Raw genomic sequence first — 25192 nt, forward strand, 5'->3', positions numbered from 1 at the left:
CACGTCCTGTGGTTATGGGTCCCGGATCGCGCTCGCTTTGCTCACTTGTCCGGGACGACAGCGGTGATGGCGCTGCTCACCACCTCACGCTAGGCTCCTCCCAAAATCGACAATTGGGAGGCAAGCATGTCCGAAGAAAATTCAGTCTTGGTCGAACGCGATGGACCGGTGACCATTGTTTCCATCAACCGTCCGCATTGCCGCAACGCCGTCGATGGCGCGACCGCGCGCAAACTCTACGATGCGTTTCTGGCGTTCGATGCCGATGAAGCGGCATCCGTTGCGGTGTTCACCGGCACCGGCGGTTATTTCTGCGCCGGCGCCGACCTCAAGGCGGTGGCGGCGGGCGATCCCAACAAGAAGCGCGAGATCGGCGGCCATGACTCGATTGCGCCGATGGGGCCGAGCCGGCTGCGGCTGTCAAAACCCGTGATCGCCGCGGTCGAGGGCTTTGCCGTCGCCGGCGGCATGGAACTCGCGCTCTGGGCGGACATGCGGGTCGTCGCCGAGGACGCCACTTTCGGCATCTTCTGCCGCAGGTTCGGCGTGCCGTTGATCGATCTCGGCACCATCCGCCTGCCGCGATTGATCGGTCATTCCCAGGCGATCGACCTGATCCTGACCGGGCGCCCGGTCGGCGGGCCGGAGGCGTTGCGCATGGGCCTTGCCAATCGTCTGGTGCGAAGAGGCGAAGCCGTTGCACAGGCCATTGCGCTGGCCAGGGAAATCGCGGCCTTCCCGCAGACCTGCATGCGCGCCGACCGGCTGTCGGCCCTGCGGCAATGGGACCTCGCGGAGGAAGATGCCATCGCCAACGAAATGCGCGGCGGACTGAGGGTGATCGCCTCGGGCGAGACACTCTCAGGCGCTGCACGATTTGCGTCCGGCATCGGCCGCCATGGCGCGTTTGGTGGAGATATCGTGGGGAACGGCTGACGGCACCGTCACACGTCCCCTGTCACAAGAATAACGTTGTGATCTCTGTCTGCGGTCTCTACCACTGGCAGGGGTGCCGGGGGCAAGTGGGGCGTGGTCAGTCGATCTCTCAAAGGCGAGCCGGAGTTAATTCGGAAGGCCCTCAATGACATTCTCGGCGGCAGCGCCGCCAGTGTCCTGACGATTACATTTGGCCTGTCGTACTCGCTTCTGATTTTTACCGGGCCCTTGGCGCCATATCTGTCCTACGGCCTCGCCGCGACCTTCATCTCCTCGGCCATCCTCGCCGCTGTCATCGCGTGGGGAAGCTCATTCCCGTTCGCCATTGCGGCGCCCGAGAGTTCTACGGCGGCGATGACCGGAATATTGGCGGCGTCGCTGGTCGAGCACGTTGTCGCAAGCGATCCCTCCGCATCGCTGCTCGCCCCGGCGCTGATGACGCTTGGGCTTTCGGCCATTGTCACCGGCATCGTGCTGTGCGGCTTCGGGGTGACGCGGATGGGCCGCGCGATCCGTTATGTGCCCTATCCCGTCGTGGGCGGGTTCCTCGGCGCCACCGCCTGTTTGATCCTTTTGGGCGCGGTCCGCGTCATCACCGGCCATCGCCTTCAACTGACGACGCTAGATCAGTTCGCCAACGTCCTGACCCTGTCCGAATTGGCGGCGGCCTGCGCCATGGCGCTGGCCTTGTATCTGACCTGGCATCGCACGCGCACCTCGTTTGGCCTACCCGCCATGCTGGTCGGGGGCGTGGTCGCTGGACATATCGCTTTCTGGCTGGCGGGATTCACCTCGGCAGAAGCGCAGGCCTCGGGATGGACATTTCAGCCACCCCCTAGCGTCAGCATCATGCTGCCGTGGAACACGGCCGATATGGCCCGCTATCCCTGGCATGCCGTGCCGGATCTGCTCGGCAATCTGGTCGCCGTCATTTTCGTCACGGCGTCGAGTACGCTGTTCAACACCGCGGGCATCGAGGTTGTCGCGCACCGCGAAGCCAATCTCGAGCGGGAATTGAACGTCACGGGCCTAGCCAACATCCTGTCCGGCGCGTTCGGCGGCTATACCGGCTGCATCTCGGTCAGCCGCACCATCCTCAACTTCAGCAGCGGCGGGACCGGCCGGCTCGCCGGCCTGACGGTGGCCGCGATCTCGGTTCTGATGCTGGCGGTTGCTCCTGTTCTGCTCGGCTATATGCCGAAATTCGTGCTCGGGGGTCTGCTGATCTATCTGGGCGCCGATCAGTTGCACAAATGGATCATCGAATCGCGGCGGCGCCTGACCAAGACCGAATATGTCTCCCTGCTGGCGATCATCGTCATCATCCTGCAGTGGGGCTTTGTCGCCGGCGTGCTGATCGGCGTCGTGATCGGCTGCGCGACATTCGCGTTCACGGCCGCGCGGATCGATCCAATCAAATTCAGCTTTGACGGCTCCGAATATCGCAGTTCGCTGGATCGTTCGCGCGACGACCAGACGGTTTTGACGGCCCATGGCGGACAAATCCAGGGCCTTAATCTGCAAAGCTATCTGTTCTTCGGTTCCGCCAACCGGCTTTACCAGCACGTCAAGGCGCTGCTCGGGCAGCGTCCGGAATGCCGCTATCTGGTGTTCGACTTCAAGCTGGTCACCGGGTTCGATTCATCGGCGGCCTACAGTTTTGCCCAGATCAAGCGCAGCGCCGACGAGCGACACATCGAACTGGTGCTGGTTCATTTACCAAAACTCGCCGAGAAGGCGCTGCGGTCCAGCGGTTTCATCTCCGGCCGGGTTCGTATCGTGCCGGAACTCGATCATGCGCTGGAGCAATGCGAGAACGAGATCATCGCGAAGCATCAGGGGCACGAGCAGGAGGAGGCCAATCTGCGTGACTGGTTCACGCAGATTCTCGGAACCCCGCGCGACGCCGTGGCGCTGATGCATCGCTGCGAGCGTGTCGAGATCGACGCCGGAGAGATCATTGTCAGCGCCGGCGACGCCGCCGATTCCATGCATTTCATCCTGGACGGACGCGTCGGCATCATGGTGCCGGCTGACGAAGGCCGCACCACCCGGGTACGAAGCCTCGGCCGCTACACGACGATCGGCGAGATGGGCCTTGTGTCGCAGGCGCAACGCAGCGCCACGATTCAAGCCGAGGTCGCGAGTATTCTGTACGTCCTGAGCGCGCATCAGTTTGAAGCGCTCAAGATCGATGACCCCTCGCTCAGCCAGAAGCTGCTGACCTATTTCGTATCGGTTATGGCCGAACGACTTACTTTTGCCAATCGCACCATTGCAGTGTTGCGGCGATAGGACGCTGCTTTTTGAGCTTCCTCCTCCCGGATTAGAGCACATGACCGCACAGGCTGACGCGAAGACTTTTTCGACCACCAACTATCGCCTGCAAAGCGGCATCGTAGTCCCAGAGGTGACGATCGCCTATGCGACGCTCGGCACGCTGGCGCCCGATCGCAGCAATGCTGTGCTGGTCACACATGGCAACACCAGCGGCCCGCACATCATCGATCCCGGTGGCACGACGGGCGAAGGCAGCTGGAGTGAGATCGTCGGCCCGGGTAAGGCCGTCGATACCAACCGTTATTTTGCGATCTGCCCGAACATGCTGGGCTCGTCCTACGGATCGACCAATGCCCGGAGTATCGACCCCGCAACCGGCAAGCCTTACGGGCCGCGATTTCCCGATATCAATGTCAGCGACATCGTCGGCACGCAGCGGCTGCTGCTCGATCATCTCGGTATCGACAAACTGGTTGCGATCGTCGGCCCCTCCTATGGCGGCTTCCAGGCGTTGCAATGGGCCGTCAACTATCCCGACGCGATGAAGGGGATCGCCGCCGTCGTCACCTCGCCGCTGGTGCCGCGCGAACGATCCGAGGGCAATGTCGCGCGCCTGCTCGGAGCGCTCTCGAAGGACCCGAACTGGAATGGCGGCGACTATTACGACCGTGGCGGCGTCGTGGAGACCATGACCGAGATCCGTATGGCGACGCTCAAGACCTACGGCATCGAGACGCGCCTCAAAGCGACGATGTCCGATCCCGTGGAGATCGAAGCCGCGATCCGCGACGAGGCGGCGCGCTGGGCAGAAGGCTTCGACGCCAATTCGCTGATCATACTTGCAAGAGCGCTGCGCGGCTTCGACGTGACCGGGCAATTCGGCCAGATCAAATCGAAGGTCCTGTTTGTGCTGTCGCGGACCGACAAATTGTTTCCGCCTGACATCGCGCCCGGCGTGATACAGGGACTGAAGGCCGCCGGTGTCGATGCCGATTATTTCCTGCTCGACAGCGAACTCGGCCACTCCGCCTCCGGCCTCGACGCCCACAAATGGGCGCCGCGGCTGAAGCAGTTTATGGATGGGCTCGCGTAGCCCTCTCGTCGTCCCCGCGAAGGCGGGGACCCATAACCCCGGGGTGCAGTTTGGGGCACTCCGCTAAAGCGCAGGCAATTAGCACTTCCCGTAACTACGGCCTGCACGGCGTATGGGTCCCGGATCGCGCTTCGCTTGTCCGGGACGACAGTTCAAATCCCCGCCATCATCACGTATTTGATCTCGACATATTCTTCCATGCCGTGATGCGAGCCTTCGCGGCCGAGGCCAGACTCCTTGACGCCGCCGAACGGGGCGACTTCGGTTGTGATCAGCCCGGTGTTGACGCCAACCATGCCGGACTCCAGCGCTTCGGCGACCCGCCAGACCCGGCCGAGATCGCGCGAATAGAAATATGACGCCAGACCGAACGGCGAGGCGTTGCACAACGCGATCACGTCGGCCTCGTCCTTGAAACGGAACACCGGCGCCAGCGGCCCGAAGGTCTCCTCGTGCGCGACGAGCGCGTCGGGCTTGACGTTGGCGAGCACCGTCGGCTCGAAAAAGCTGCCGCCGAGCGCATGGCGCTTGCCGCCGGTGACGATCTTGGCGCCGCCCTTGACCGCGTCCGCGATGTGCTTCTCGACCTTGTCGACCGCTTCCATGTTGATCAGCGGGCCCTGCACCACGCCGGCTTCGGTGCCGTCGCCGATCTTCATCGCCGCGACCTTGGCCGAGAGCTTTTCGACGAACTGGTCGTAGATCTTGTCCTGGGCATAGATGCGGTTGGCGCAGACGCAGGTCTGGCCCATGTTGCGATATTTCGAGACGATCGCGCCTTCGACGGCGGCATCGATATCGGCGTCGTCGAACACCACGAACGGCGCGTTGCCGCCGAGTTCGAGGCCGAGCTTCTTCACGCCGACGGCGGCCTGCTGGTACAGGATCTTGCCGACTTCCGTCGAACCGGTGAAGCCGACGAAGCGCACCGCCGGGTGTTCGCACAGCACCTTGCCGATCGCCGAGGAATTGCCGGTCAGGATGTTGAACACACCCTTCGGCACGCCGGCTTTTTCGGCAAGCGCCACCAGCGCCAGCGCGGTCAGCGGCGTTTCATTGGCGGGCTTCAGAACAACCGTGCAACCCGCGGCCAGCGCGGGCGAGACTTTGCGGGTGATCATCGAGCAGGGGAAATTCCACGGCGTGATCGCGCCGCAAACGCCGATCGGCTGCTTGATCGCGAGCAACCGCGCATCGGCGCGCTGGGTCGGAATGGTTTCGCCATAGACGCGTCGGGCTTCCTCGGCGAAAAATTCGACATAGGCGCCGCCGATATCGACTTCGCCGAGCGCTTCCGTCAGCGGCTTGCCCTGCTCCGAAGTCAGGATCAGCGCGATGTCTTCGCGGTTGGCGATGATCAGGTCGAACCATTTGCGCAGGATGTTGGAGCGCGCCTTGGCGGTCAGCTTGGCCCAGGCCGGGAACGCGCGCTCGGCGGCCTCGACAGCCTGCGTTGTCTCCGCGGTGCTCATGACCGGAATTTTAGCCAGCTCAATGCCGTTGACCGGATTGGTCACCGGCTTTGACGCCTTCCCGGTCCAGGCGCCGTCGATGTAGCACTGCTCGCGCAGCAGCGAGGGATCCTTCAGGCGGTCGCGCAGGGAGGGGGTGGATTGCGAAGCGCGTGCGGCGACGGGCGGGTTCATGGCGTAACTCCTCGGAGTTTTCTTGGGATTTTTTGGGGTATTGATCCCAGTATAGGCCTATTCAGCCGGCAATGCATCGGCCGGAAACGCGCGGCTGATGATCGTCATTCCGGGGCGCGAAGCGAACCTCTGGGGCGCAATTGCGCACCGGGGAATCTCGAGGTTCCGGGTTCGATGCTTTGCATCGCCCCGGAACGACAGCGTAGGAATCACGCCGTGCCGTTCATATAGGTTTCGCGGCGACCGATCATGCGTTCGGCGGCGGCCTTGGCGTCGGCGCGCGAGGACGTCGCGCAGGTACGGTATTCGAGATCGGGCAGCTTGGCGTTGCGGCGCGAGAACCAGGATCTGGAACCGACCTGCAACTGCGCCAGCGCCACGGCGACATTGTCGACCGCCTCGAACGAGTGCAGCGCGCCGGTGCCGGCAATACGGACCTCGTAGAGGCCCGGGGAGATTGGCGCCTCGATGTTTTCAGCGCGGCCGGGGCGGGGGTATCGTTTCCACTCACTCCAGGTCGAGATCATCGCGGCATCCTCACAATGGGAAAAGCTACAACCATTTTCATCAAATCATTCAGTTCGGGAGAGCGTTTCCGCTGGAATCTGAATGTCTTACTGCAAAGAATCAGCACCGGAAATCATTATGGAATCAACTTATCGTTTGCGCCCGGAGCGGTCACCGCTGTTGCCGCTCATCCACCGCGAATTGTGGTGAAGTGTTGCAGTTTTGTGTCGCCCGCCGCCCATCACGAGATCGCGACATCAGCGGCAAGGCACCGCGAGCGCTTGCCGGATTGCGACGTCGGGGGGAAGATCGCGGCACTCCATAACAACAAACGGGAGGTGACCCATGCAAAGCAAAGCTCAGATCGACCAGGTTCTGCGTCAGAAATGCGAGGCCAAGGAGATTCCAGGCGTGGTCGCTGTCGCGGCGACCGGCAGCGAGGTGATCTACCAGGGCGCGTTCGGCAAACGCGACCTCACCAAGGACGATCCGATGACCGCCGACAGCGTGTTCTGGATCGCCTCGATGACCAAGGCGATCACGTGCGCCGCCGGCATGCAGCTCGTCGAGCAAGGCAAGCTCTCGCTGGACGAGCCTATCGGCAAGCTGCTGCCGGATTTGGCCAACCCGCAGGTGCTGGAAGGTTTTGACGCCAAGGGCGAGCCGAAGCTGCGACCGGCCAAAAAGCCGATCACGCTGCGCCATCTCATGACCCACACCGCCGGCTACTGCTACGACGTGTGGAACGGCGACATGGGGAAGTATCAGGAGAAGACCGGAACCCCGGCCATCTTCAGCTGCCTGAACGCCGCGCTGAAGGGGCCGATCATGTCCGATCCCGGCACGCGCTGGGAATATGGCATCAACATCGATTTCGTCGGCAAGGCGGTGGAAGCCGCGAGCGGCAAGCGCCTCGACGCTTACCTGCGCGACCACATGTTCACGCCGCTCGGCATGAGCGACACCAGTTTCAAGATTACGGATTCCCAGCGCCAGCGGCTGGTCGGCATGCATGCGCGCGGCGAAGACGGCGCGCTGGCGCCGATCCCGTTCGAGCTCGAACAGAATCCGGAATTCCATATGGGCGGCGGCGGCCTCTACAGCACCGCGGCTGATTACATCAGGTTCACCCAGATGATCCTGGGTAAGGGCAAGGGCAACGGCAACCAGCTGCTGAAGCCGGAGACCGTGGCATTGATGGGCCAGAACCACATCGGCGATCTCACCATAGGCAAGATGCCCACCATGGCGCCTATGTACACCAACGACGTCGATCTCTATCCGGACATGGTGAAAAAGTGGGGGCTGAGCTTCCTGATCAACACTGCCAAGACGGCGGAGGGCCGCAGCGCGGGCAGCCTCGCCTGGGCCGGCCTTGCCAACACCTATTTCTGGATCGATCCGGCGCGTAATGTCTCGGGCGTGATCCTGATGCAGATGCTGCCGTTCGTGGATCACAAGTGCCTGGAAGCCTTTGCGGGCTTCGAGCGCGGCATCTATGCCGGGCTTGATGCAGGCAGCGGACAGAGGGCGGCGTGACGGAAGCTCGCTAGAGACCGTCATTGCGAGCGCAGCGAAGCAATCCATCGCACGGCATACCGGATAGATGGATTGCTTCGTCGCTTCGCTCCTCGCAATGACGGCTGGGAGATTGCTCCCCTGCATGCCATACGCGTAATATCTGGCTCGCGCGCCCTTTTTGCATGGAGAAGCAGACTTGACCGAACCAACCGCCAGTTACGTCTCCGGCACCGCCGATGCGCCGTTGCTGGGCGATACCATCGGACAAAGCCTCGATCATGCGGTGCGGCGCTGGGGTGACCGCGAGGCGCTGGTTTCGCCAAGCCATAATGTCCGTTGGACCTGGAAGGAATTCGCCGAACGCGTCGATGCGCTGGCGGCCGGCTTTCTCGCGCTCGGGCTGGAACGCGGCGCGCGGATCGGCGTCTGGTCGCTCAACCGCCCGGAATGGACGCTGACGCAGTTTGCCGCCGCCAAGGCCGGCATCATCCTCGTCACCATCAACCCGGCCTATCGCCTCAGCGAACTCGAATTTGCGCTGGCCAAGGTCGGCTGCGCAGGGATCGTGACCGCGACCGCGTTCAAGACCTCGAACTACATGGAGATGCTGAACACGCTGCTGCCCGAGCTTGCCAAATCGACGCCCGGCGAATTGCAGGCGGCGCGGCTGCCCAAGCTGCGCGCGGTGATCCAGATCGGCGGGCCGGCATCGCCCGGCACCATCCCCTTCGAGGACGTGACGCGGATGGGCAGCGCGCGGCACCGCGAGACGCTGGCGGAGCTGGCCAGGACGCTGCAGTTCGATGATCCGGTCAACATTCAATTTACCAGCGGCACCACAGGCTCGCCCAAGGGCGTCACGCTGACGCATCACAATATTCTCAACAACGGCTATTTCGTCGGCCGCGCCATGCGCCTGACCGAACAGGACCGCATCTGCATCCCGGTGCCGCTGTATCATTGCTTCGGCATGGTGATGGGCAATCTCGCCGCGGTGACGCTCGGCGCCACCATGGTTTATCCCGGCGAGGGTTTTGATCCGCTGGCGACGTTGCAGACCATCGAGAAGGAACGATGCACCGCGCTCTATGGCGTGCCGACCATGTTCATTGCCGAACTCGATCATCCCGAATTCTCGCGCTTCGACCTGAAATCGCTGCGCACCGGCATCATGGCCGGCGCGCCCTGCCCGGTCGAGGTGATGAAGCGCGTCAACAGCGAGATGAACATGGGCGAGGTCACCATCGCCTATGGCATGACCGAAACCAGCCCTGTCAGCTTCCAGAGCTCCACGGACGACCCGCTGGAACGCCGCGTTTCCACCGTCGGGCGCATCCATCCGCATGTCGAGGTCAAGGTCGTCGATCTCGAGGGCCGCATCGTGCCGCGCGGGATGCGCGGCGAACTCTGCACCCGCGGCTACAGCATCATGCTGGGCTATTGGGACGAGGCCGAGAAGACATCAGACGTGCTCGACGCCAATGGCTGGATGCACACCGGCGACATCGCGATCATCGACGCGGAGGGCTATTGCAACATCGTCGGCCGCATCAAGGACATGGTGATCCGCGGCGGCGAGAACCTTTATCCGCGCGAGATCGAGGAATTCCTCTATCGCCATCCCAAGATCCAGGACGTGCAGATTTTTGGCGTCGCCGACGAGCGCTACGGCGAGGAGCTCTGTGCCTGGGTTCGCGTCAGGCCCGGCGAAACGCTGACCACTGAGGAGGTCCGCGCCTTCTGCCACGGGCAGATCGCGCACAATAAGATCCCGCGCTATGTCGAGTTCGTCGAGGAGTTTCCGATGACGGTGACGGGGAAGATTCAAAAATTCCTGATGCGCGATGCGGTCGAGGCAAGGCTGGGATTGAAGGCGGCCAAGACGGCGTGAGTTCGTGATCGCGTCGTCCCGGCGAAGGCCGGGACCCATACTCCGCGGCCGGCCTTGTTGGAAAAGGAAGATCACGACCAGCATACGAAACAATTGCTGCCTGTGGTTATGGGTCCCGGCCTTCGCCGGGACGACGAGGACATGGAATCGCAGTCAACTCGGAAAACTTGCTGCAGCAGCCAAATCACAGACACGTGCCGCTGCCCGCCATATCCCCGCAGGGGACGCGCTTCGAAAGCTGCTGGGCTTTTTTCTTCGCGTTGGCCTGCGCGCTGGTCTCGAACACGCTGCGCGGCACGAGCTCGCTCGCACGGCGATAATCAGCAACGGCCTTTTCGGAATCGTTCTGCGCTTCGTAAACCTGCGCCCGCACAAAATAGCTCTCAATGGTTTCGCGGCGCTCGATCGCCTCGTTAAGATCGTTCAGGGCCTTGGGATAGTCGCGCAGCGCCGACCACACACTGCCGCGCAGCGTCAGCGCCGCCGCATCCGAAGGCCGTGCCTTGAGGACGAGATCGAGGTCCGCCAGCGCGTTGCGCGTCTCGCCCTTGCCAAGGTAGGCGCGTGCGCGAAGTGTGCGCGCCATGCTGTCGTCCGCCGCCTTTCCCACCACGGTATCGAGGGCGACGATCGCGCGATCGAACTGGCCCGAATTGACCAGGGCAAGTCCGCGGCCGAAGACGGCGGTCTGGTTGGACGGATTCCGCTCGAGCACGGCGTTGATATCGGCCAGCCCCTCGGCCGAGTTGCCCTTCATGAGCAGCACCACGCCGCGGGCGGCTTTGGCCAGATCGTACACCCGCGCCAATGCCAGCGCCTGGTCGAAGTCGGTCAAGGCCTTGTCGAGCTGATTGAGCGACATCTGGGTGATGCCGCGCTCATAGAAGGCGGGGCTCATTTTGGGGTCGATCGCAATCGCGCGATCGAAATCGGCAAGCGCGGCCGGGACTTTCCCCAACTGCCGATGCACGACGCCGCGGCTGTAATGGGCCTGCGCGCTGTTGGGGTTGATCTTCAGTGCCGCTTCGACGTCGACGAGGCCCTGGTCGGGCTGTCGCATGGCAGCCGACGTCACCCCGCGCAGCGCCAGCATCGTCGCATCATTCGGCCGGAGCTTGATCAGTTCATCGAGGTCGGCGCGGGCCTCGGCCAGCCGTCCGAGCCTGGTGCGCGCGCTGGAGCGGAGCTGCAGCGCGGCCTCGTCGCGCGGATCGGCTGTCAGCACTTGGTTCAGGAGCCCGACCGCATCGGCGTATTTGGCCTGGGCGAAGAGCTGCCGCGCCCGGTCGATCAACGGCTTGCCGGCGGCATTGCCTGATGGCGCGGCTTGCGGCAGCGGCGGGCTGATCTGGTCGGCCATCTCGGATGTCGGTGGCGACGCTGACGGCGCCGGCAGCGCCTTCGGCTTGTCGTTGCCCTTGTCGCTGCCTTGAGCCTTCGCCAGTTCCGCCTGCATCGCGAGCGTGGACTGGCGCAGCTGCTTTGCGGCCGCACTGTCGGGTGCCACCGCCAGGAGCGCGTCGAGGTCGGCCAGCGCGCGGGTGTAATCGCCCTTGGAACTATAGAGCTGGGCGCGCGCGAAATAGGGCGCCATGTCGCTCTTCGGCCCCTGCGCGATGGCGCGCGAAAAATCCTCGATGGCGCGGTCGATCTCGCCCTTGCGGCGGAACGTCTGCCCGCGCCAATAGAATGCCGCCGGCACATTGACGTTGATCGCAATGGCCGCGTTCAGGTCGCTGAGCGCCTTGTCGAGCTGCCCGCTTTCGGAATAGGCACGGCCGCGGCTGACATAGGCTGGCGCAAAATCCTGTCGCGCTGCGATGGCCTCGTCGAAATCGCCGATCGCTTCCGGCCAGTTCCGCTGCTGGGAACGAAGATTGCCGCGCGACAGCAGCGCGAGCGCGTTCTTCGGTTCGATCTCCAGCGCGCGGTCGAAATCGGCCTTCGCCAGATCCAGTTTGCCGGTTCGCTGATAGGCGACGCCCCGCTGCAGCAGCGCCTGAACGGAATTGGAATCCAGCTTCAGCGCCGCTTCGGCATCCGCCAGGGCCAGATCGATCTTCGCCGTATTGAGATAGAGCCGCGACCGGCCGAGATGCGCCTTGACGCGGTCTTCCGGCGGACGCGCGGTATCGTTGATGATGGCTGCACACGCAGCTTCCACCCTGGCAGGCGGCCCGCTGTTACAGTCCGACAGATCATCCGCAGCTGCCGAGTTCAACGGCCGGCACAGGGCGACCGCCACGATGGCCGCGAGGCACCAGATGCGGGAAGCGACTTGCTTTTGTTTGGGAGGAACCAGAGCCGACCTCCGTGCCGCAATATCAGCCAATGGATGAACAAAATATCGGGATGGAGGTGGAAAGGCAATTCAGCGTCGTGGCCGATACAGCGCCGCACGCTGTCATGATCGGCACCCGCTGGGTCTCTGACCGTCATTGCGAGCGAAGCGAAGCAATCCATAGGGCGGCATAGCGGATGGATGGATTGCTTCGCTTCGCTCGCAATGACGCGGATATAAAGTCACGTTCCCGCGGCGCGATGCGCCCGAGTTGTACATGTAGTCTCGCGCCCTGGAAAACAGAGGGCGCGGGGAATGCCGGATGCGCGCTGCACCCGCGGTCTCGTGTGCGATTGTGCAAAAAAGCTGCACACGAGCATACAGGGCAGCGGAGAGCATCCGACATTCCCTGCGCAATGGCTTTACGACTTATGACGCGCTCTCCCCGGTGAGACGGTCTCTATTGCCACCGTTGCCCCTCCGAAGCGTTAGCTTCTTCAGAGCTTGACGCCGTTACGGGCGCCAGGACCACACGCTTTCGCCGTACGCCTTTGCCGCGACCGTCAATCGCAACATCAGCGTCCACCGCAACCCGCCCCTCGTTGTGACGATGGCCAACGCCCCTCTGAGTGGGACGGGATGCGGAGGATGTAACCGGTGAGTCGGGGGTGGCGTCAAGAGAAAATTCTGAAAATCGGAACGCGATGCCGACGGCAGCGCATCTCTCACCCCTCGTCATGACCGGGCTTGTCCCGGCCATCCACGAATTGCTTCGATGCCGCTTAAGAAAGACGTGGATGCCCGGGTCAAGCCCGGGCATGACGAGGTGAGAGGTTGACCCCTCTCACGCCCCTAAACCGGCAGCCCGTTCTTCTTCGCCAGCTCCTTCAGCGACACCTGCGGCCGGGCGCCGATGTGCTGGATCACTTCAGCCGCGGCGAGCGCGCCGAGGCGGCCGGAATTTTCATGACCGGCGTTGCGGACGAGGCCGAACAGGAATCCGGCGGCGAACAAATCGCCGGCGCCGGTCGTGTCGACGAGTTTCTTGATCGGGAAGGCCGGCACCGCGACGACGCCATCTTTCGACGCCACGACGCAGCCCTTCTCGCTGCGGGTAACGATGCCAAGTTTGGTGTCGGCGCGCAGCTGTTTTAGTGCGGCGTCGAAATCCGGAGTTTCGTACAGGGATTGCAGCTCGGCCTCGTTGGCGAACACGAGATCGACGGTGCCCTTGCGCATCAGGTCGAGAAACTCGTCGCGGTAGCGGCCGACGCAGAACGAATCCGACAAAGTCAGCGCGACCTGACGGCCGGCGCCATGCGCGATGGTCGCCGCCTTGACGAAGGCTTCCTTGGCGCTCTTCGGATCCCAGAGATAGCCTTCGAGGTAGATGATGCCGGACGCTTCGATTTGCGCCGCGTCGATATCATCGGGCATCAACTCCTGCGCCGCGCCGAGATAGGTGTTCATGGTGCGCTCGCCGTCCGGCGTCACCAGGATGTAGGAGCAGCCGGTGGCGGGGCCGCCGCTTGCGGCCTTGGTTTCGAACGCGACGCCGGCGGCGCGGATGTCATGGGTATAGAGGCCGCCGATCTGGTCGTCGCGAACCTTGCCGACATAGGCGGCGCGCGCGCCGAGATTGGCGATGCCAACGATGGTGTTGGCAGCGGAGCCCCCGGACATTTCGGTGGCCGGGCCCATATCGGCGTAGATCGCCGTGGCGCGCGCCTCGTCGATCAGCGCCATGCCGCCCTTGGTCATGCCATGGCGGCCGAGAAAGGCATCGTCGGTCTGCACCAGCACGTCGAAAATCGCATTACCGATCCCGAGAACGTCATATTTTGCGTCGGCCATCTCACCGTCCTGTTGCAGCCATCATGAAGGGCGGGGCCTATCACGGCCGGCGCAAGGCGTGAACCCATAAATGGCGTGAATCGATAGATTCAGATTGGCCAGCCGATGTCCGCCTCGCGCGCAGGACAGATACAAGCCGGACACCGCGCCGGGTCCGCTGCCACCATAAGGGCGCTATCGCAGCGGCATGACAAAGGTGAAGCGGGTTTCCTCAGCCGTCGACGTCACGTTAAGCGAACCCTCGTGCGCCTTTGCGATCTGCGACGCAATGTGGAGCCCGAGGCCAAGCCCCTGCCGGCTGGCGCGAACCTCGCCGCGAAAGAATGGCTCAAACAGCTTCTCCATCGCGGCCTCGGGTATTGGCTCCCCGCCATTGGCGACCGACAATTTGAACAGCCCATCCTCCGTCACCGCGCGGACGCGCACCGGTTCATTGGTCGCGCCGTGGCTGAGCGCGTTTCCGACCAGATTGGAAACCAGCTGTCCAATCCGGATTCGATCGCAATTCACGGGAACGTCGATGGCATACTCGGCTTCGATCTGACGTCCCGGCGACGACAGCCGCAGTTCATCGATCACCTGATGCAGCATCTGTTCCACGGGCGCGTTGGCATTGCGGTCCAGAATAATGCCCCCACCGAGCCGGCCTCGCGCAAAATCAAGCACGTTGTCGATCAGCCCGGCCATCCGCATCACGGTGGTCTCCAGCATCGCCAGGATCTGGTGCTGTTTTTCCGTCGTCGCATCCCGTCCCAGAATGCGCGCGCCGGCGCTGATCGATGCCAGCGGGTTGCGAAGGTCATGCCCCAGCACCGCGATGAACTGCTCGCGCAACTCCGAATTCTCGCGCTCGCGTGCAAGGCCCATGGCGGCCATGTCGCGCGCTTCCAGAAGCCCTCGCTCATATAGCCTTCGATCGACGGCCTTGATCAAGGCAACACGCGTGAACAGGGTCTTTCCGCCGGCGTCCCGGCCATCGGTGGCGCTCGCAATCATCTGCAGATGCTCGCCGGCCGCGGTCACCATGTCGATGGCGAACCCGTCGAAGAAGCCCTGCATCCGCAACAGCGGCGCGATGTGGGTTTCGTAGTAGATGCGGCCCGCCATGTTGAGGAAGCCAGAGAACGGCTTGCCGATCATTTGATCTGAGGTGTGGCCGGTCCAGCCAATGAGCGTCCGGTTCACACGCGCGATACGGCCGTTGGTCAGCAGCGTGACATAGCCGCAAGGGGCGTTGTCGAACATGTCCTGGAAATCATCGATGCGGGGACTGTCCACCGCGCCGCTCAGACAAACGTTTTCATGGCGGCGATCACTTCATCAGGAGCGCTCAGATTAGGACAATGTCCGGTAGCCTCCAATATGATGAGTTCGCTGCCCGGAATTCCGCGGTGAACAAACTCTCCAACCTCCTTTGAGGCGATGACGTCCTCGCTGCATTGTAAGACCAGCGTTGGAATATCGACTTTGGCCAGATCGGCGCGATTGTCCGACTTGAACGTGACGCGGGCGAACGCCTTGGCGATTTCGGGATCGGTTCGGCAAAAGCTGTTGGTCAGCTCTTCGCCAAGTTCAGGGCGATCAGGATTGCCCATGATCGCCGGCGCCATCTGGGCCGACCATCCCATGTGGTTGGAATCAAGAAACTCGAGAAGCTCCTCGATCTGCTGTTCGCTGAATCCGCCGACGTAATTGTCATCGTCAATGTAGCGGGCGGAAGGCCCGACCATGACAAGCTTGCCAAACATGCCGGGCGCCTTCTGCACCGCCAGCGCGCCGATCATGCTGCTCACGGAATGCCCGACAAAGACGGCATCCTTCAGGCCGAGTTCGCGACCGATCTCGACGACGTCGTCGGCATAACCGGCAAGCGTGGCATATTTCGATCTGTCGTAAGCCTTGAGGTCGGAGCCGCCGGCGCCGACGTGATCGAACAGCACGGTCTTGAAGTCGCCGGCGAAGGCCGGCTCCACGAACCGCCACATGTTCTGGTCGCAGCCAAAACCGTGGGCGAAGACCATCGCCTTCTCACCCGTCCCGCGGACGCGGACGTTATTTCGCGCAACGACGCTCATATCCTGCACCGGTCTGAGCCATTTCGCCGCGAGGCTATCACCATTGCTTCCGCGCGCACCACTCACTCCGGCGGACAGCCATCGAATGAGTTAGCGCTGGATTGCATGGAACCGGAAGACGATCGATGCTGTTGGACACCGGTGTCCGGATCGCTCCTCAGCGTCAGCCACCCGGTCGCGAACGATACAACTTCAGATGGGCCGGCCGACGTCCGCTTGGAAGCGCCGAACGGACTCAAAGCCGGACCCCAGTGCCATCGCCGCCGGCTTTCACGCCCGCCGGTGCTTGCGCATGCACACCCCATTTGATCCAGTACGGCGAGCGCATCGGACCAGCGCAGGGAGCAATGAGTGGCGGCGCAGTTCAACATCGATGCCTATAGCGACGCGCTCGTCCTGCTGGGGACGGCCGGCATTGTCGTTCCCATGGTGCGCCGCTTTGGGCTTAGCCCCGTGCTCGGCTTTCTGGCCGCAGGCGCGCTGCTCGGTCCGCTCGGACTGGGCTCGCTCATCCACGCGCTCCCGTTCTTGTACTGGCTTACCGTCGTCGATGCCAAGAACGTGGCCGGCATCGCCGAACTCGGCGTTGTGTTCCTGCTCTTTCTGATTGGCCTGGAGCTGACCTACGAACGTTTGAAGGCGATGCGCCGGCTGGTGTTCGGCCTCGGAAGCCTGCAGTTCATCCTGACGACGGCCGTCATCGCCGGCATCGCGGCCCTTTTCGGCAACCCATCCGCCGTATCGATCATCCTCGGCGCCTGCCTTGCGTTATCCTCGACCGCGATCGTCATCGAGGTCCTTTCCAACCAGGGCCGGCTTGGCACCACGGCAGGCCGAACCAGCTTCGCCATTCTGCTGGCGCAAGACCTCGCGGTAATTCCGGTCCTGGTCTTCATCTCCATCCTGGGCAAAGGCTCGAGCAGCTCGGTCATGACCAGCCTCGCCCTCGCGCTGGTCAACGCCACCGTCGCCGTTGTCGCGATGGTCATCCTCGGACGTCTGCTGCTGCGGCCGCTGTTCCGGCTGGTGGCCGCCACCGGCGCCAGTGAATTGTTTGTCGCGGCCACCCTGTTCGTCATTATCGGCACCGGCGTCGCCGCCGCCGTGGCCGGCCTTTCCATGGCGCTGGGCGCCTTCATCGCGGGGTTGCTGCTCGCCGAGACGGAATTCCGCAAGGCCATCGAAACAACCATCGGCCCTTTCAAGGGACTGCTGCTTGGCTTCTTTTTCTTTACCGTCGGCATGAACATTGATGTGCGCGAAATCGCACGCGAGCCATTCTGGCTTGTTGCCTCCGTCATCGGTCTGATCGGCATCAAAGCTATCCTGCTCACCGGACTCGCCCGAACCTTTCGACTGCCTTGGCCGGCGGCGATCGAAACCGGTCTGCTGCTGGGTCCGGGCGGCGAGTTCGCGTTCGTCGGCATCGGCCTTGCCACCTCGCTCGGCCTGATCAGCGCCAATGTATCGAGCTTCACCCTGGCGGTGACATCGATCACGATGGCGCTGATTCCGGTGCTGGCCCTGGTCGCACGGCGGCTGGCGCCGAAGTTTCGCGAGCCCAAGGCGCTCGATCCGGAACTGGGCATTGCACCGAGTGGGGGCGCCGGACATGCCATCGTGATCGGGCACGGCCGGGTTGGCGAAGTCGTCTGCTCTCTGCTGGGCCGGCACAACTGTACCTACCTCGCGGTCGACAACGACGCCGACGCAGTCCCGGGCCACCGCAGGAGCGGGCGCGAGGTCTATTACGGTGACGCGACAGACCCGGAATTTCTGAAGAGCTGCGGCGTGATGGACGCAAAGGCGGTCATCGTAACGGTAGCCGCCAAGGCCGCGATCGACGAAATCGTCCGGCAGGTACGCGCGCTGAGAGCGGATATCGTTATCGTCTCGCGCGCCCGCGATGCCGACCATGCACGCCACCTTTACGAGATCGGCGTTACCGACGCCGTGCCCGAGACCATCGAAGCCAGCCTGCAACTGTCGGAGGCGGCGCTGATCGGACTGGAGCAGGCGATCGGACCGGTGATTGCCTCCATCCACGAGAAGCGCGATGAATTTCGCCGCGAGCTGCAGCAGGCAGCTGCAAAGAGCCCCGCCGAAACCACGCGTGCGGTCCGCCCGAAAACCTTTCGATCGCATTAGGGATCGTGCCCTATAAAGCCCCGATGATCCGCTCCTTCCTCACGGTATCGACGGGAACGCTGGCCTCGCGCCTGCTCGGATTCGTGCGCGATTCGCTGGTCGCGGCGCTGCTTGGCGCCGGCGCTGTCGCGGATGCCTTCCTGGCGGCCTTTCAACTGGTCAATGTGATCCGCCGCCTGCTTTCCGAAGGCGGGCTGAACGCGGCGCTGGTGCCGGCGTGGCTGCGCGTGCGCGAGACCAGTGGCGCGGTGGCGGCGGCCGCATATGCGGGCCGCGTGCTCGGCACCGTCACGGCCGCCTTGTTCGTCGCCACCCTGCTGCTCGGACTGTTGATGCCGCTGGTGATCTTGGCGCTGGCGCCGGGGTTTTCTGGCCATCAGACGCTGCAGCTCGCCGTCGACAATGCCCGCCTGATGCTGCCTTACCTCGCCTTTGCCGGGCCGGTGACCGTGATGATGGCGCTATTGAACGCGCAAGGCCGTTTTGCACTCACCGCGTTCTCGCCGCTGCTGTTCAATATCGCGTTGATCGCGGTCATGGCCGTGCTGCTGGCATCGCGGCCGGGTGCCGTGCTCGCCGCACAGATCCTCGCCGCCACGGTCGGCGTCGCCGGCCTGCTGCAACTGTCCATTCTGGTGCTGCGGCGAGGCGGTGACATCGCAACGCCGCTTCGGGTCTCGTTCGATGCGGAAATCCGCGGCTTTCTCGGCAAGGCGATCCCCGGCATGATCGCGAGCAGCACGCCGCAATTATTGATGGTCGCGGGCGCGATCGTCGCATCGTCATCGCCCTCGGCGGTGTCGTGGCTCTATTTCGCCAACCGCCTGGTCGAGCTGCCGCTCGGCATTGTCGGCGTCGCCATGGGCACGGTCCTGATTCCGGAAATGACGCGCGCGTTACGCGGCGGCGATCAGGCCGCGGTCGCGCATGCGGAATCGCGCGGCCTCGAACTCGCGGTCGGGCTGGCCCTGCCGGCGATGCTGGGATTGATCGTGCTGAGCGAGCCTGTCGTGCGCATGCTGTTCGAACACGGCGCCTTCACCGCGGTAGACACCACCGCGACGTCTCGCGCACTGATGTGGCTGGCGCTGGGGCTGCCCGCCAATGTGCTGGTGAAAGCGCTGTCGCCGGCGTTCTTTGCGCGCGAGGACACGCTGACGCCGCTGCTCGCGACGCTTTGGGGCGTCGTCCTTGCCATCGTCCTTTCCGTCCTGCTCGGCCGTTGGTTCGGCGCCGGCGGCATCGCCGCCAGCCTTGCGATCGGGGCATGGAGCACGGCCTTCAGCTTGATCGTAAGGGGCGGCGGAACGTTCGGATTTTCGATCGACGCCGCCGCACGGCGGCGGCTGCCCGGCATCCTTGCCGCCGCGCTGGCGATGGGCGCGGCCTTGTGGCTGGCGACGCGGTTCACGCCGGCCCTCGCGCCTGATGCCCACGGCCTGGTGCAGGCGATCATCCTGCTCCTCCTGATTATCGCGGGTATTGCGATTTACGGCCTGTTTCTGCGGCTTTTCGGCATCACGGACTGGCGCCAAGCGGTTAAGGCGATCCGGCAGAACCACGTCAGCGACTTGCGCGACTAAGGCTTGCGTGGCAAACGAGCGCGCCAAACCGACAATTCGCAGGAAGCATTACCATGGCCATGGTTGAACGGGTTTTTTCAGGCGTCCAGCCGACGGGCAATCTGCATCTCGGCAATTACCTCGGCGCGTTCGTCAACTTCGTGAAGCTGCAGGAAACGCACAACTGCATCTATTGCGTCGTCGACATGCACGCGATCACGCAAGGGGTGGACGTCTGGGGCGGTCCGGCCGAACTGACGCGCTGCACCCGCGAAGTGACCGCGGCCTTTATCGCCAGCGGCATCGATCCGAAAAAGCACATCGTGTTCAACCAGAGCCAGGTCACCGGTCATGCCGAGCTCGCCTGGATCTTCAATTGCGTGGCGCGGATGGGATGGCTCAACCGCATGACGCAGTTCAAGGACAAGGCCGGCAAGGATCGCGAAGCGGCCTCGGTTGGGCTTTACGATTATCCGGTGCTGATGGCCGCCGACATCCTGGTGTATCGCGCCACCCACGTGCCTGTTGGCGAGGACCAGAAGCAGCATCTCGAACTTTCGCGCGACATCGCGCAGAAGTTCAACAATGACTTCGGCGACTCGATCCGCGGCCATGGCTTCAACGACGGATTGTTCTTTCCGCTGCCGGAGCCCGTGATCACCGGGCCCGCGACGCGGGTGATGAGCCTGCGCGACGGCACCAAGAAAATGTCGAAGTCGGATTCATCGGATAATTCGCGGATCAACCTGACCGACGACGCCGAGACCATCGCGGCGAAGATCCGCAAGGCCAAGACCGATCCGGAACCATTGCCGTCGGAAGAAAAGGGGCTGGAAGGCCGCCCGGAGGCCGACAATCTCGTCGGCATCTATGCGGGGCTGTCGGGCCGCAGCAAAGCCGAGGTGCTGGCCGAGTTCGGCGGCGGACAGTTCTCCAACTTCAAAAACGCGCTGGTGGAACTTTGCGTCACCAAACTCGCGCCGATCGCCTCGGAAATGAAACGGCTGGTCGCCAACCCCGATCACGTCGATTCGATCCTGATCGACGGCGCCGAGCGCGCCGAGGCGATCGCCGCCGAAACCATGAAGGCCGCCAAGGACATCGTCGGCTTCATCCGCAAGCGGTAGAAATGGCCGGCACGCTTTTCCCCTGCCCTTGTTGCCGTTCGAGCGTCGTGAGTGAGCCGGGGAACTACGAAATCTGCCAAGTCTGTGGGTGGGAGGATGACCCCGTCCAAGCCGCCGATCCCGACTATGCGGGCGGTGCGAACGAGCTCAGTCTGAACCAATACCGAGACCGAAATTCAAACTGAGACACTACCGAACAGCGACGGCGCTTGTCTGACACGGCTGCGCCGTGGCAGCATGCGTCGGTTTGGCGCAGCACCGGGACATGCATGACCACCCAGCGACGAAGCTACGAGACGGGTCACAAGCCAAAATGTCTTGTCATCGTTGACGACACCGCGGAGTGGGACCGCGCGGTTTACTATGCCAGCCGCTGGGCGATCCGGGTCGGCGGCGGCGTGGTAATGCTGCGCATCATCGAGATCGAGGACCAGAACCAGCAATGGCTGGGGGTCGCCGACATCATGCGCGCCGAAGCCGAGGACGCCGCCAATGAGGCGCTCGACCGCGCCTCCGGCCGCGCCAACGGCATTGCCGCGATCACGCCGGAGCGGGTGATTCGCGAGGGCAATCCGACCGAACAGATCCTCGACGTGATCGACAAGGACGTCGATATCTCGATGCTGGTGCTGGCGGCCAATCCGGGCGCCGAAGGCCCCGGGCCGCTGATCGCCCTGATCGCCCAGGCCACCGGCTCGTTCCCGATCCCGGTCATGATCATTTCCGGCGACCTCGAGGACGCCGAAATCGACGCGCTTTCCTGAACGAAATGAGGGAATTGCGACCAAGAAGGCTGGTCTGCGCCCCTTGACCGTGCGCCGGCCGTTGCCATCTGCTAAAGAACGCCCACGCGCCGGCCTTGAACCGGCGACGCCGGAGAAATCAGATGTTTATCCAGACCGAAGCGACCCCCAATCCCGCCACCCTGAAGTTCATTCCGGGCCGTACCGTGCTCGACACCGGCACGATGGAATTCGCCAACCGCGAAGCCGCCGCGCGCTCGCCGCTGGCCGAACGGCTGTTCGACGTGCAGGGCGTCAAGAGCGTGTTCTACGGCGCCGATTTCGTCACCGTGACCAAGGACGACAGCGACTGGCAGCATCTCAAGCCGGCGATCCTCGGCGCCATCATGGAACATTATATGTCCGGCGCGCCGCTGCTGGCCGACGGCACGGCCGGCAATGACGAGGCGCTCGACGAGGAAGACGAGTTCTTCAACGAGGCCGACGCCGACACGGTGGCGACCATCAAGGATTTGATCGAGACGCGGGTGCGCCCCGCGGTCGCCAATGACGGCGGCGACATCACTTTCCGCGGCTTCAAGGACGGTGTCGTCTATCTCAAAATGAAGGGCTCCTGCGCCGGCTGCCCGTCCTCGACGGCAACCCTGCAGCACGGCATCCAGAACCTGCTCAAGCACTTCGTGCCCGACGTGGTCGAAGTCCGGCCCATGTAGTTTCGATCGTTGTCGTCCCGGCGAACGCCGGGACCCATACGCCGTGACGACAATTGTTGCGGACGGCGTCAATTATCTCGTTTCGACAATAACGGCCGCGGCGTATGGGTCCCGGCTCAAGGCCGGGACGACATCATGATTTGCCGCCAGAACGTGGGATAGGCAAGCGCACGGCGCGAAGTGCGCCTTTGCCCACCCTACGAAGCTGCTATAAACCTTTTCATGTTAATCCTCGCCATCGATACCGCGCTTGATGCCTGCGCCGCGGCCGTGCTCGACACCGACGCGGCCAGGATCATCGCGCAGGAATCGCAGCCGATGAAGCGCGGCCACGCCGAAGCGCTGATGCCGCTGATCGCGCGGGTGATGAAAGCATCCGGCGTCGCGTTCACGTCGCTCGACCGTGTCGCCGTGACCAAGGGGCCCGGCAGCTTTACCGGATTGCGTGTCGGCCTCTCGGCCGCCCGCGGCATTGCGCTGGCGGCCGGCAAGCCGGTGGTGGGATTGACGACGCTGACCGCTTACGCCGCGCCCTTCGTCGGCGAGAACAGCGAACATCCGATCATCTCGGCGATCGATGCGCGCCACGATCATGTGTATTTTCAGGTGGTCAGCGGCGACGGCGGTTCGCTGGTCAAGCCGAAAGTGGCGCCGATATCAGAAGCACTCGACGCCTCCCGCTTCGGCACGCCGCACCTGGTCGGCAATGCCGCGAAAATCCTCGCCGATCGCTGGCCTTCCGATGCGCCGCCGCCGTTCAGGGTCGACGCGCAACCGGCGCCCGACATCACCTGGGTGGCGTGGCTGGGCGCCGCCGTCAGCCCGGAGATGTCGCCGGCCAGTCCCTATTATCTGCGCGCGCCCGACGCCAAGCCGCCAAAGGACCCGCTGCCGCAAGCCTCACAGCCCGCATCATAATGGCCGCGAGAATGGCCCTGGGATCCCTGATTTCCGAATGGTGGCGCGGCGGCACGCCGGTGATTGAGCCGGCCAGCCAGCGCGACGCGGCGCGGCTGGCGCAGCTGCATGGCGCCTCGTTTCACCGTGGCTGGGGTGAAGGCGAGTTCGAGGCGATGCTGACCGAACGCAACACGCTGGTTCACCGCCTCCGGCAAGGGCGCAAGGTGATCGGCTTTGCGGTCTCGCGCATGGCCGCGGACGAAGCCGAAATATTGTCGATCGCGATCGATGCCGGCGAGCGCGGCCGCGGCCTGTCGCGCAATTTGCTGCTGACGCATCTTGGCCATCTCGCCGGCCGCGGAGTGCGTTCCATCTTCCTGGAAGTGGAAGAAAACAATCAGCCGGCGCGGCGGCTGTATGAATGGGCCGGATTCGGCGTCATTGGGCGCCGCGAGCGCTATTATCAGCAGCCCGGCGGGGAGCAATTGAATGCACTTCTGATGCGGCGTGACTTGTCGTAAACTGCACGGGGTGGCAAAACACCCCTGCCCTGCTCTCTAGAGCCAGTTCGGTTCTGATGAGATCAGAACCGGGCTCTAGATCTTTGTTTTTTGACGCGTTTTCTTCACGCGAACCGGTAGCCACTTCGCTCGAAAACGCTATGAGGCCAAGACACCATGTCCGTACTGAAGTCCCCGCCCGCGCACAAGAATACCGGTATCGAGGCACGCTGCGCCGCCACCGGCATGCGCATGACCGAGCAGCGCCGCGTCATCGCGCGGGTGCTGGCGGATTCGGTGGATCATCCCGACGTCGAGGAACTCTACCGGCGCTGCGTCGAGGTCGACGACAAGATCTCGATCTCGACCGTGTACCGCACCGTAAAGCTGTTCGAGGACGCCGGCATCATCGAACGGCATGATTTCCGCGAGGGCCGGGCGCGCTACGAGCAGATGCCGGACAGCCATCACGATCACCTGATCAACCTGCGCGACGGCAAGGTGATCGAATTCACCTCGGAAGAAATCGAGAAGCTGCAGGCCGAAATCGCCCGCCAGCTCGGCTACAAACTGGTCGATCACCGGCTCGAACTGTATTGCGTGCCGCTGGACGAAGATAAGTCGTCATAGCGTTTTCAAGCGAAGCGGGTACGGGTTCGCGTGAAGAAAACGCGTCAAAATAAAATGCAGATCCCACAACTCATCATTTTCGATTGCGACGGCGTGCTGGTCGACAGCGAGGTCATTTCATGCCGCGCGCATGCGGAGACGCTGACGCGCCACGGCTATCCGATCACGGCGGATCAGGTGCTGCAGCGGTTCCTCGGCGTCTCCGATCGTGAGGCGCGCCTGACCGTCGAGGCCGAACTGGGTTGCAGTCTCCCGGATGATTTCGAAGCGCAGATGAAACAGGCCGCGCTGCAACGATATGCTGACGAGCTGGGAGCCATTCCCCATATCGGCGAAGCGATTGCCGCAATCGATCTTCCGAAATGCGTGGCATCGAGCGGTACGCCGGAGAAGATTCGCCATGGCCTCACCTGCGCCGGGCTCTACGATGTCCTCGCGCCTAACATCTTTTCCGCCACGCAGGTCACGCGCGGCAAGCCCGCCCCGGATCTGTTTCTGTTCGCTGCCGAACAGATGAATATCCGGCCGGCTCAATGCCTGGTGATCGAGGACAGCGTTGCCGGCGTCACCGGTGGCCGGGCCGCCGGGATGACCGTGCTCGGCTTTCACGGCGGCAGCCATTGCAGCGCAGGTCACGCTGAATTGCTTCGCGACGCAGGCGCCGCGGTCACTTTCGGCGATATGCGGCAATTGCCTGATCTAATTGCCCGGATTGGGGCCGATTAGGCCACATTCGGAGTATTCAACACCGTCATTCCGGGGCGTGCGAAGCACGAACCCGGAAT

General features: G+C 63.4%; 21 protein-coding genes. 15 read left to right on the forward strand and 6 right to left on the reverse strand.

Annotation, left to right across the window (positions count from 1 at the left end; translation table 11 throughout):
• The first annotated feature begins 126 nt into the window (after positions 1-126).
• The 3 genes from JQ629_RS25435 (at position 127) to JQ629_RS25445 (ending at position 4309) form a co-directional block, all read left to right on the forward strand.
• Complete coding sequence (locus tag JQ629_RS25435; RefSeq protein ID WP_212414954.1) at positions 127-936, forward strand: crotonase/enoyl-CoA hydratase family protein; 810 nt, start codon at positions 127-129, stop codon at positions 934-936.
• Positions 937-1029: 93 nt separating this feature from the next.
• The gene (locus JQ629_RS25440) at positions 1030-3231 is read left to right on the forward strand and encodes an SLC26A/SulP transporter family protein (RefSeq protein ID WP_212414955.1); all 2202 of its coding nucleotides are present in this window, start codon (positions 1030-1032) and stop codon (positions 3229-3231) included.
• Between the two features lie 40 nt (positions 3232-3271).
• Complete coding sequence (locus tag JQ629_RS25445) at positions 3272-4309, forward strand: alpha/beta fold hydrolase (protein WP_212414956.1); 1038 nt, start codon at positions 3272-3274, stop codon at positions 4307-4309.
• Between the two features lie 152 nt (positions 4310-4461).
• Here JQ629_RS25445 and JQ629_RS25450 read toward each other — a convergent pair whose 3' ends face one another.
• Positions 4462-5955 carry an NAD-dependent succinate-semialdehyde dehydrogenase gene (locus JQ629_RS25450; RefSeq protein ID WP_212414957.1) on the reverse strand — a complete coding sequence of 498 codons (1494 nt, stop codon included), beginning with the start codon at positions 5953-5955 and terminating at the stop codon, positions 4462-4464.
• A 209-nt stretch (positions 5956-6164) separates the two neighbouring features.
• Positions 6165-6482, reverse strand: a complete 318-nt coding sequence (locus JQ629_RS25455) for a hypothetical protein (protein WP_212414958.1) — start codon at positions 6480-6482, stop codon at positions 6165-6167.
• Between the two features lie 325 nt (positions 6483-6807).
• Between JQ629_RS25455 and JQ629_RS25460 the strand changes: the two genes are divergently transcribed.
• Positions 6808-8001 (forward strand): serine hydrolase domain-containing protein, encoded by a 1194-nt coding sequence (locus tag JQ629_RS25460; RefSeq protein WP_212414959.1) that lies wholly within the window; start codon positions 6808-6810, stop codon positions 7999-8001.
• 178 nt (positions 8002-8179) lie between these two features.
• A complete protein-coding gene (locus tag JQ629_RS25465; protein ID WP_212414960.1) occupies positions 8180-9874 on the forward strand; it encodes an AMP-binding protein in 1695 nt (564 codons plus the stop codon).
• A 184-nt stretch (positions 9875-10058) separates the two neighbouring features.
• Here the strand turns inward: JQ629_RS25465 and JQ629_RS25470 are convergent, their stop codons facing one another.
• The 4 genes from JQ629_RS25470 to JQ629_RS25485 form a co-directional block, all read right to left on the reverse strand.
• A complete protein-coding gene (locus tag JQ629_RS25470; RefSeq protein ID WP_349631321.1) occupies positions 10059-12119 on the reverse strand; it encodes a tetratricopeptide repeat protein in 2061 nt (686 codons plus the stop codon).
• 888 nt (positions 12120-13007) lie between these two features.
• The gene (locus tag JQ629_RS25475; protein WP_212414961.1) at positions 13008-14009 is read right to left on the reverse strand and encodes an adenosine kinase; all 1002 of its coding nucleotides are present in this window, start codon (positions 14007-14009) and stop codon (positions 13008-13010) included.
• Positions 14010-14183: 174 nt separating this feature from the next.
• Positions 14184-15254: a PAS domain-containing sensor histidine kinase gene (locus JQ629_RS25480; protein ID WP_212414974.1), complete on the reverse strand. Its 1071-nt coding sequence runs from the start codon at positions 15252-15254 to the stop codon at positions 14184-14186.
• A gap of 41 nt (positions 15255-15295) precedes the next feature.
• Positions 15296-16084, reverse strand: coding sequence for an alpha/beta fold hydrolase (locus JQ629_RS25485; protein WP_212414962.1), 789 nt, complete (start codon positions 16082-16084; stop codon positions 15296-15298).
• A gap of 351 nt (positions 16085-16435) precedes the next feature.
• Here JQ629_RS25485 and JQ629_RS25490 point away from each other — a divergent pair, with 351 nt between their 5' ends.
• The 10 genes from JQ629_RS25490 to JQ629_RS25535 all read left to right on the forward strand — a co-directional run bounded on the left by JQ629_RS25490 (position 16436) and on the right by JQ629_RS25535 (position 25133).
• Positions 16436-18232, forward strand: a complete 1797-nt coding sequence (locus JQ629_RS25490) for a cation:proton antiporter domain-containing protein (RefSeq protein ID WP_212414963.1) — start codon at positions 16436-16438, stop codon at positions 18230-18232.
• Positions 18233-18255: 23 nt separating this feature from the next.
• Positions 18256-19815, forward strand: coding sequence for a murein biosynthesis integral membrane protein MurJ (gene murJ / locus JQ629_RS25495; protein ID WP_212414975.1), 1560 nt, complete (start codon positions 18256-18258; stop codon positions 19813-19815).
• 53 nt (positions 19816-19868) lie between these two features.
• Positions 19869-20921 (forward strand): tryptophan--tRNA ligase, encoded by a 1053-nt coding sequence (gene trpS / locus JQ629_RS25500; RefSeq protein ID WP_212414964.1) that lies wholly within the window; start codon positions 19869-19871, stop codon positions 20919-20921.
• 2 nt (positions 20922-20923) lie between these two features.
• Entirely contained in the window at positions 20924-21106 is a 183-nt protein-coding gene (locus tag JQ629_RS37970) for a CPCC family cysteine-rich protein (RefSeq protein WP_212414965.1), read from the forward strand.
• An 84-nt stretch (positions 21107-21190) separates the two neighbouring features.
• Positions 21191-21685: a universal stress protein gene (locus tag JQ629_RS25510; protein WP_212032066.1), complete on the forward strand. Its 495-nt coding sequence runs from the start codon at positions 21191-21193 to the stop codon at positions 21683-21685.
• A 122-nt stretch (positions 21686-21807) separates the two neighbouring features.
• The gene (locus JQ629_RS25515) at positions 21808-22377 is read left to right on the forward strand and encodes a NifU family protein (protein ID WP_212414966.1); all 570 of its coding nucleotides are present in this window, start codon (positions 21808-21810) and stop codon (positions 22375-22377) included.
• 222 nt (positions 22378-22599) lie between these two features.
• Entirely contained in the window at positions 22600-23295 is a 696-nt protein-coding gene (tsaB, locus tag JQ629_RS25520) for a tRNA (adenosine(37)-N6)-threonylcarbamoyltransferase complex dimerization subunit type 1 TsaB (protein WP_212414967.1), read from the forward strand.
• A gap of 11 nt (positions 23296-23306) precedes the next feature.
• On the forward strand, positions 23307-23798 hold the full coding sequence (gene rimI / locus JQ629_RS25525) for a ribosomal protein S18-alanine N-acetyltransferase (protein ID WP_212414968.1): 492 nt from the start codon (positions 23307-23309) through the stop codon (positions 23796-23798).
• Positions 23799-23954: 156 nt separating this feature from the next.
• Positions 23955-24407, forward strand: coding sequence for a Fur family transcriptional regulator (locus JQ629_RS25530; RefSeq protein WP_212264023.1), 453 nt, complete (start codon positions 23955-23957; stop codon positions 24405-24407).
• Positions 24408-24461: 54 nt separating this feature from the next.
• Positions 24462-25133, forward strand: coding sequence for an HAD family hydrolase (locus tag JQ629_RS25535; protein WP_212264024.1), 672 nt, complete (start codon positions 24462-24464; stop codon positions 25131-25133).
• Positions 25134-25192: the final 59 nt, after the last annotated feature.

The organism is Bradyrhizobium sp. AUGA SZCCT0222, assembly GCF_018130205.1.
Lineage (GTDB): Bacteria > Pseudomonadota > Alphaproteobacteria > Rhizobiales > Xanthobacteraceae > Bradyrhizobium.

Coding starts and splice junctions, on each gene's coding strand:
- trpS (WP_212414964.1), top strand. CDS start 19,869: ATGGCCATGGTTGAACGGGTTTTTTCAGGCGTCCAGCCGACGGGCAAT.
- JQ629_RS25535 (WP_212264024.1), top strand. CDS start 24,462: ATGCAGATCCCACAACTCATCATTTTCGATTGCGACGGCGTGCTGGTC.
- JQ629_RS25480 (WP_212414974.1), bottom strand. CDS start 15,254: ATGTTCGACAACGCCCCTTGCGGCTATGTCACGCTGCTGACCAACGGC.
- rimI (WP_212414968.1), top strand. CDS start 23,307: ATGGCCCTGGGATCCCTGATTTCCGAATGGTGGCGCGGCGGCACGCCG.
- JQ629_RS25455 (WP_212414958.1), bottom strand. CDS start 6,482: ATGATCTCGACCTGGAGTGAGTGGAAACGATACCCCCGCCCCGGCCGC.
- JQ629_RS25510 (WP_212032066.1), top strand. CDS start 21,191: ATGACCACCCAGCGACGAAGCTACGAGACGGGTCACAAGCCAAAATGT.
- JQ629_RS25435 (WP_212414954.1), top strand. CDS start 127: ATGTCCGAAGAAAATTCAGTCTTGGTCGAACGCGATGGACCGGTGACC.
- JQ629_RS37970 (WP_212414965.1), top strand. CDS start 20,924: ATGGCCGGCACGCTTTTCCCCTGCCCTTGTTGCCGTTCGAGCGTCGTG.
- JQ629_RS25445 (WP_212414956.1), top strand. CDS start 3,272: ATGACCGCACAGGCTGACGCGAAGACTTTTTCGACCACCAACTATCGC.
- JQ629_RS25460 (WP_212414959.1), top strand. CDS start 6,808: ATGCAAAGCAAAGCTCAGATCGACCAGGTTCTGCGTCAGAAATGCGAG.
- tsaB (WP_212414967.1), top strand. CDS start 22,600: ATGTTAATCCTCGCCATCGATACCGCGCTTGATGCCTGCGCCGCGGCC.
- JQ629_RS25450 (WP_212414957.1), bottom strand. CDS start 5,955: ATGAACCCGCCCGTCGCCGCACGCGCTTCGCAATCCACCCCCTCCCTG.
- JQ629_RS25485 (WP_212414962.1), bottom strand. CDS start 16,084: ATGAGCGTCGTTGCGCGAAATAACGTCCGCGTCCGCGGGACGGGTGAG.
- JQ629_RS25515 (WP_212414966.1), top strand. CDS start 21,808: ATGTTTATCCAGACCGAAGCGACCCCCAATCCCGCCACCCTGAAGTTC.
- murJ (WP_212414975.1), top strand. CDS start 18,256: ATGATCCGCTCCTTCCTCACGGTATCGACGGGAACGCTGGCCTCGCGC.
- JQ629_RS25530 (WP_212264023.1), top strand. CDS start 23,955: ATGTCCGTACTGAAGTCCCCGCCCGCGCACAAGAATACCGGTATCGAG.
- JQ629_RS25475 (WP_212414961.1), bottom strand. CDS start 14,009: ATGGCCGACGCAAAATATGACGTTCTCGGGATCGGTAATGCGATTTTC.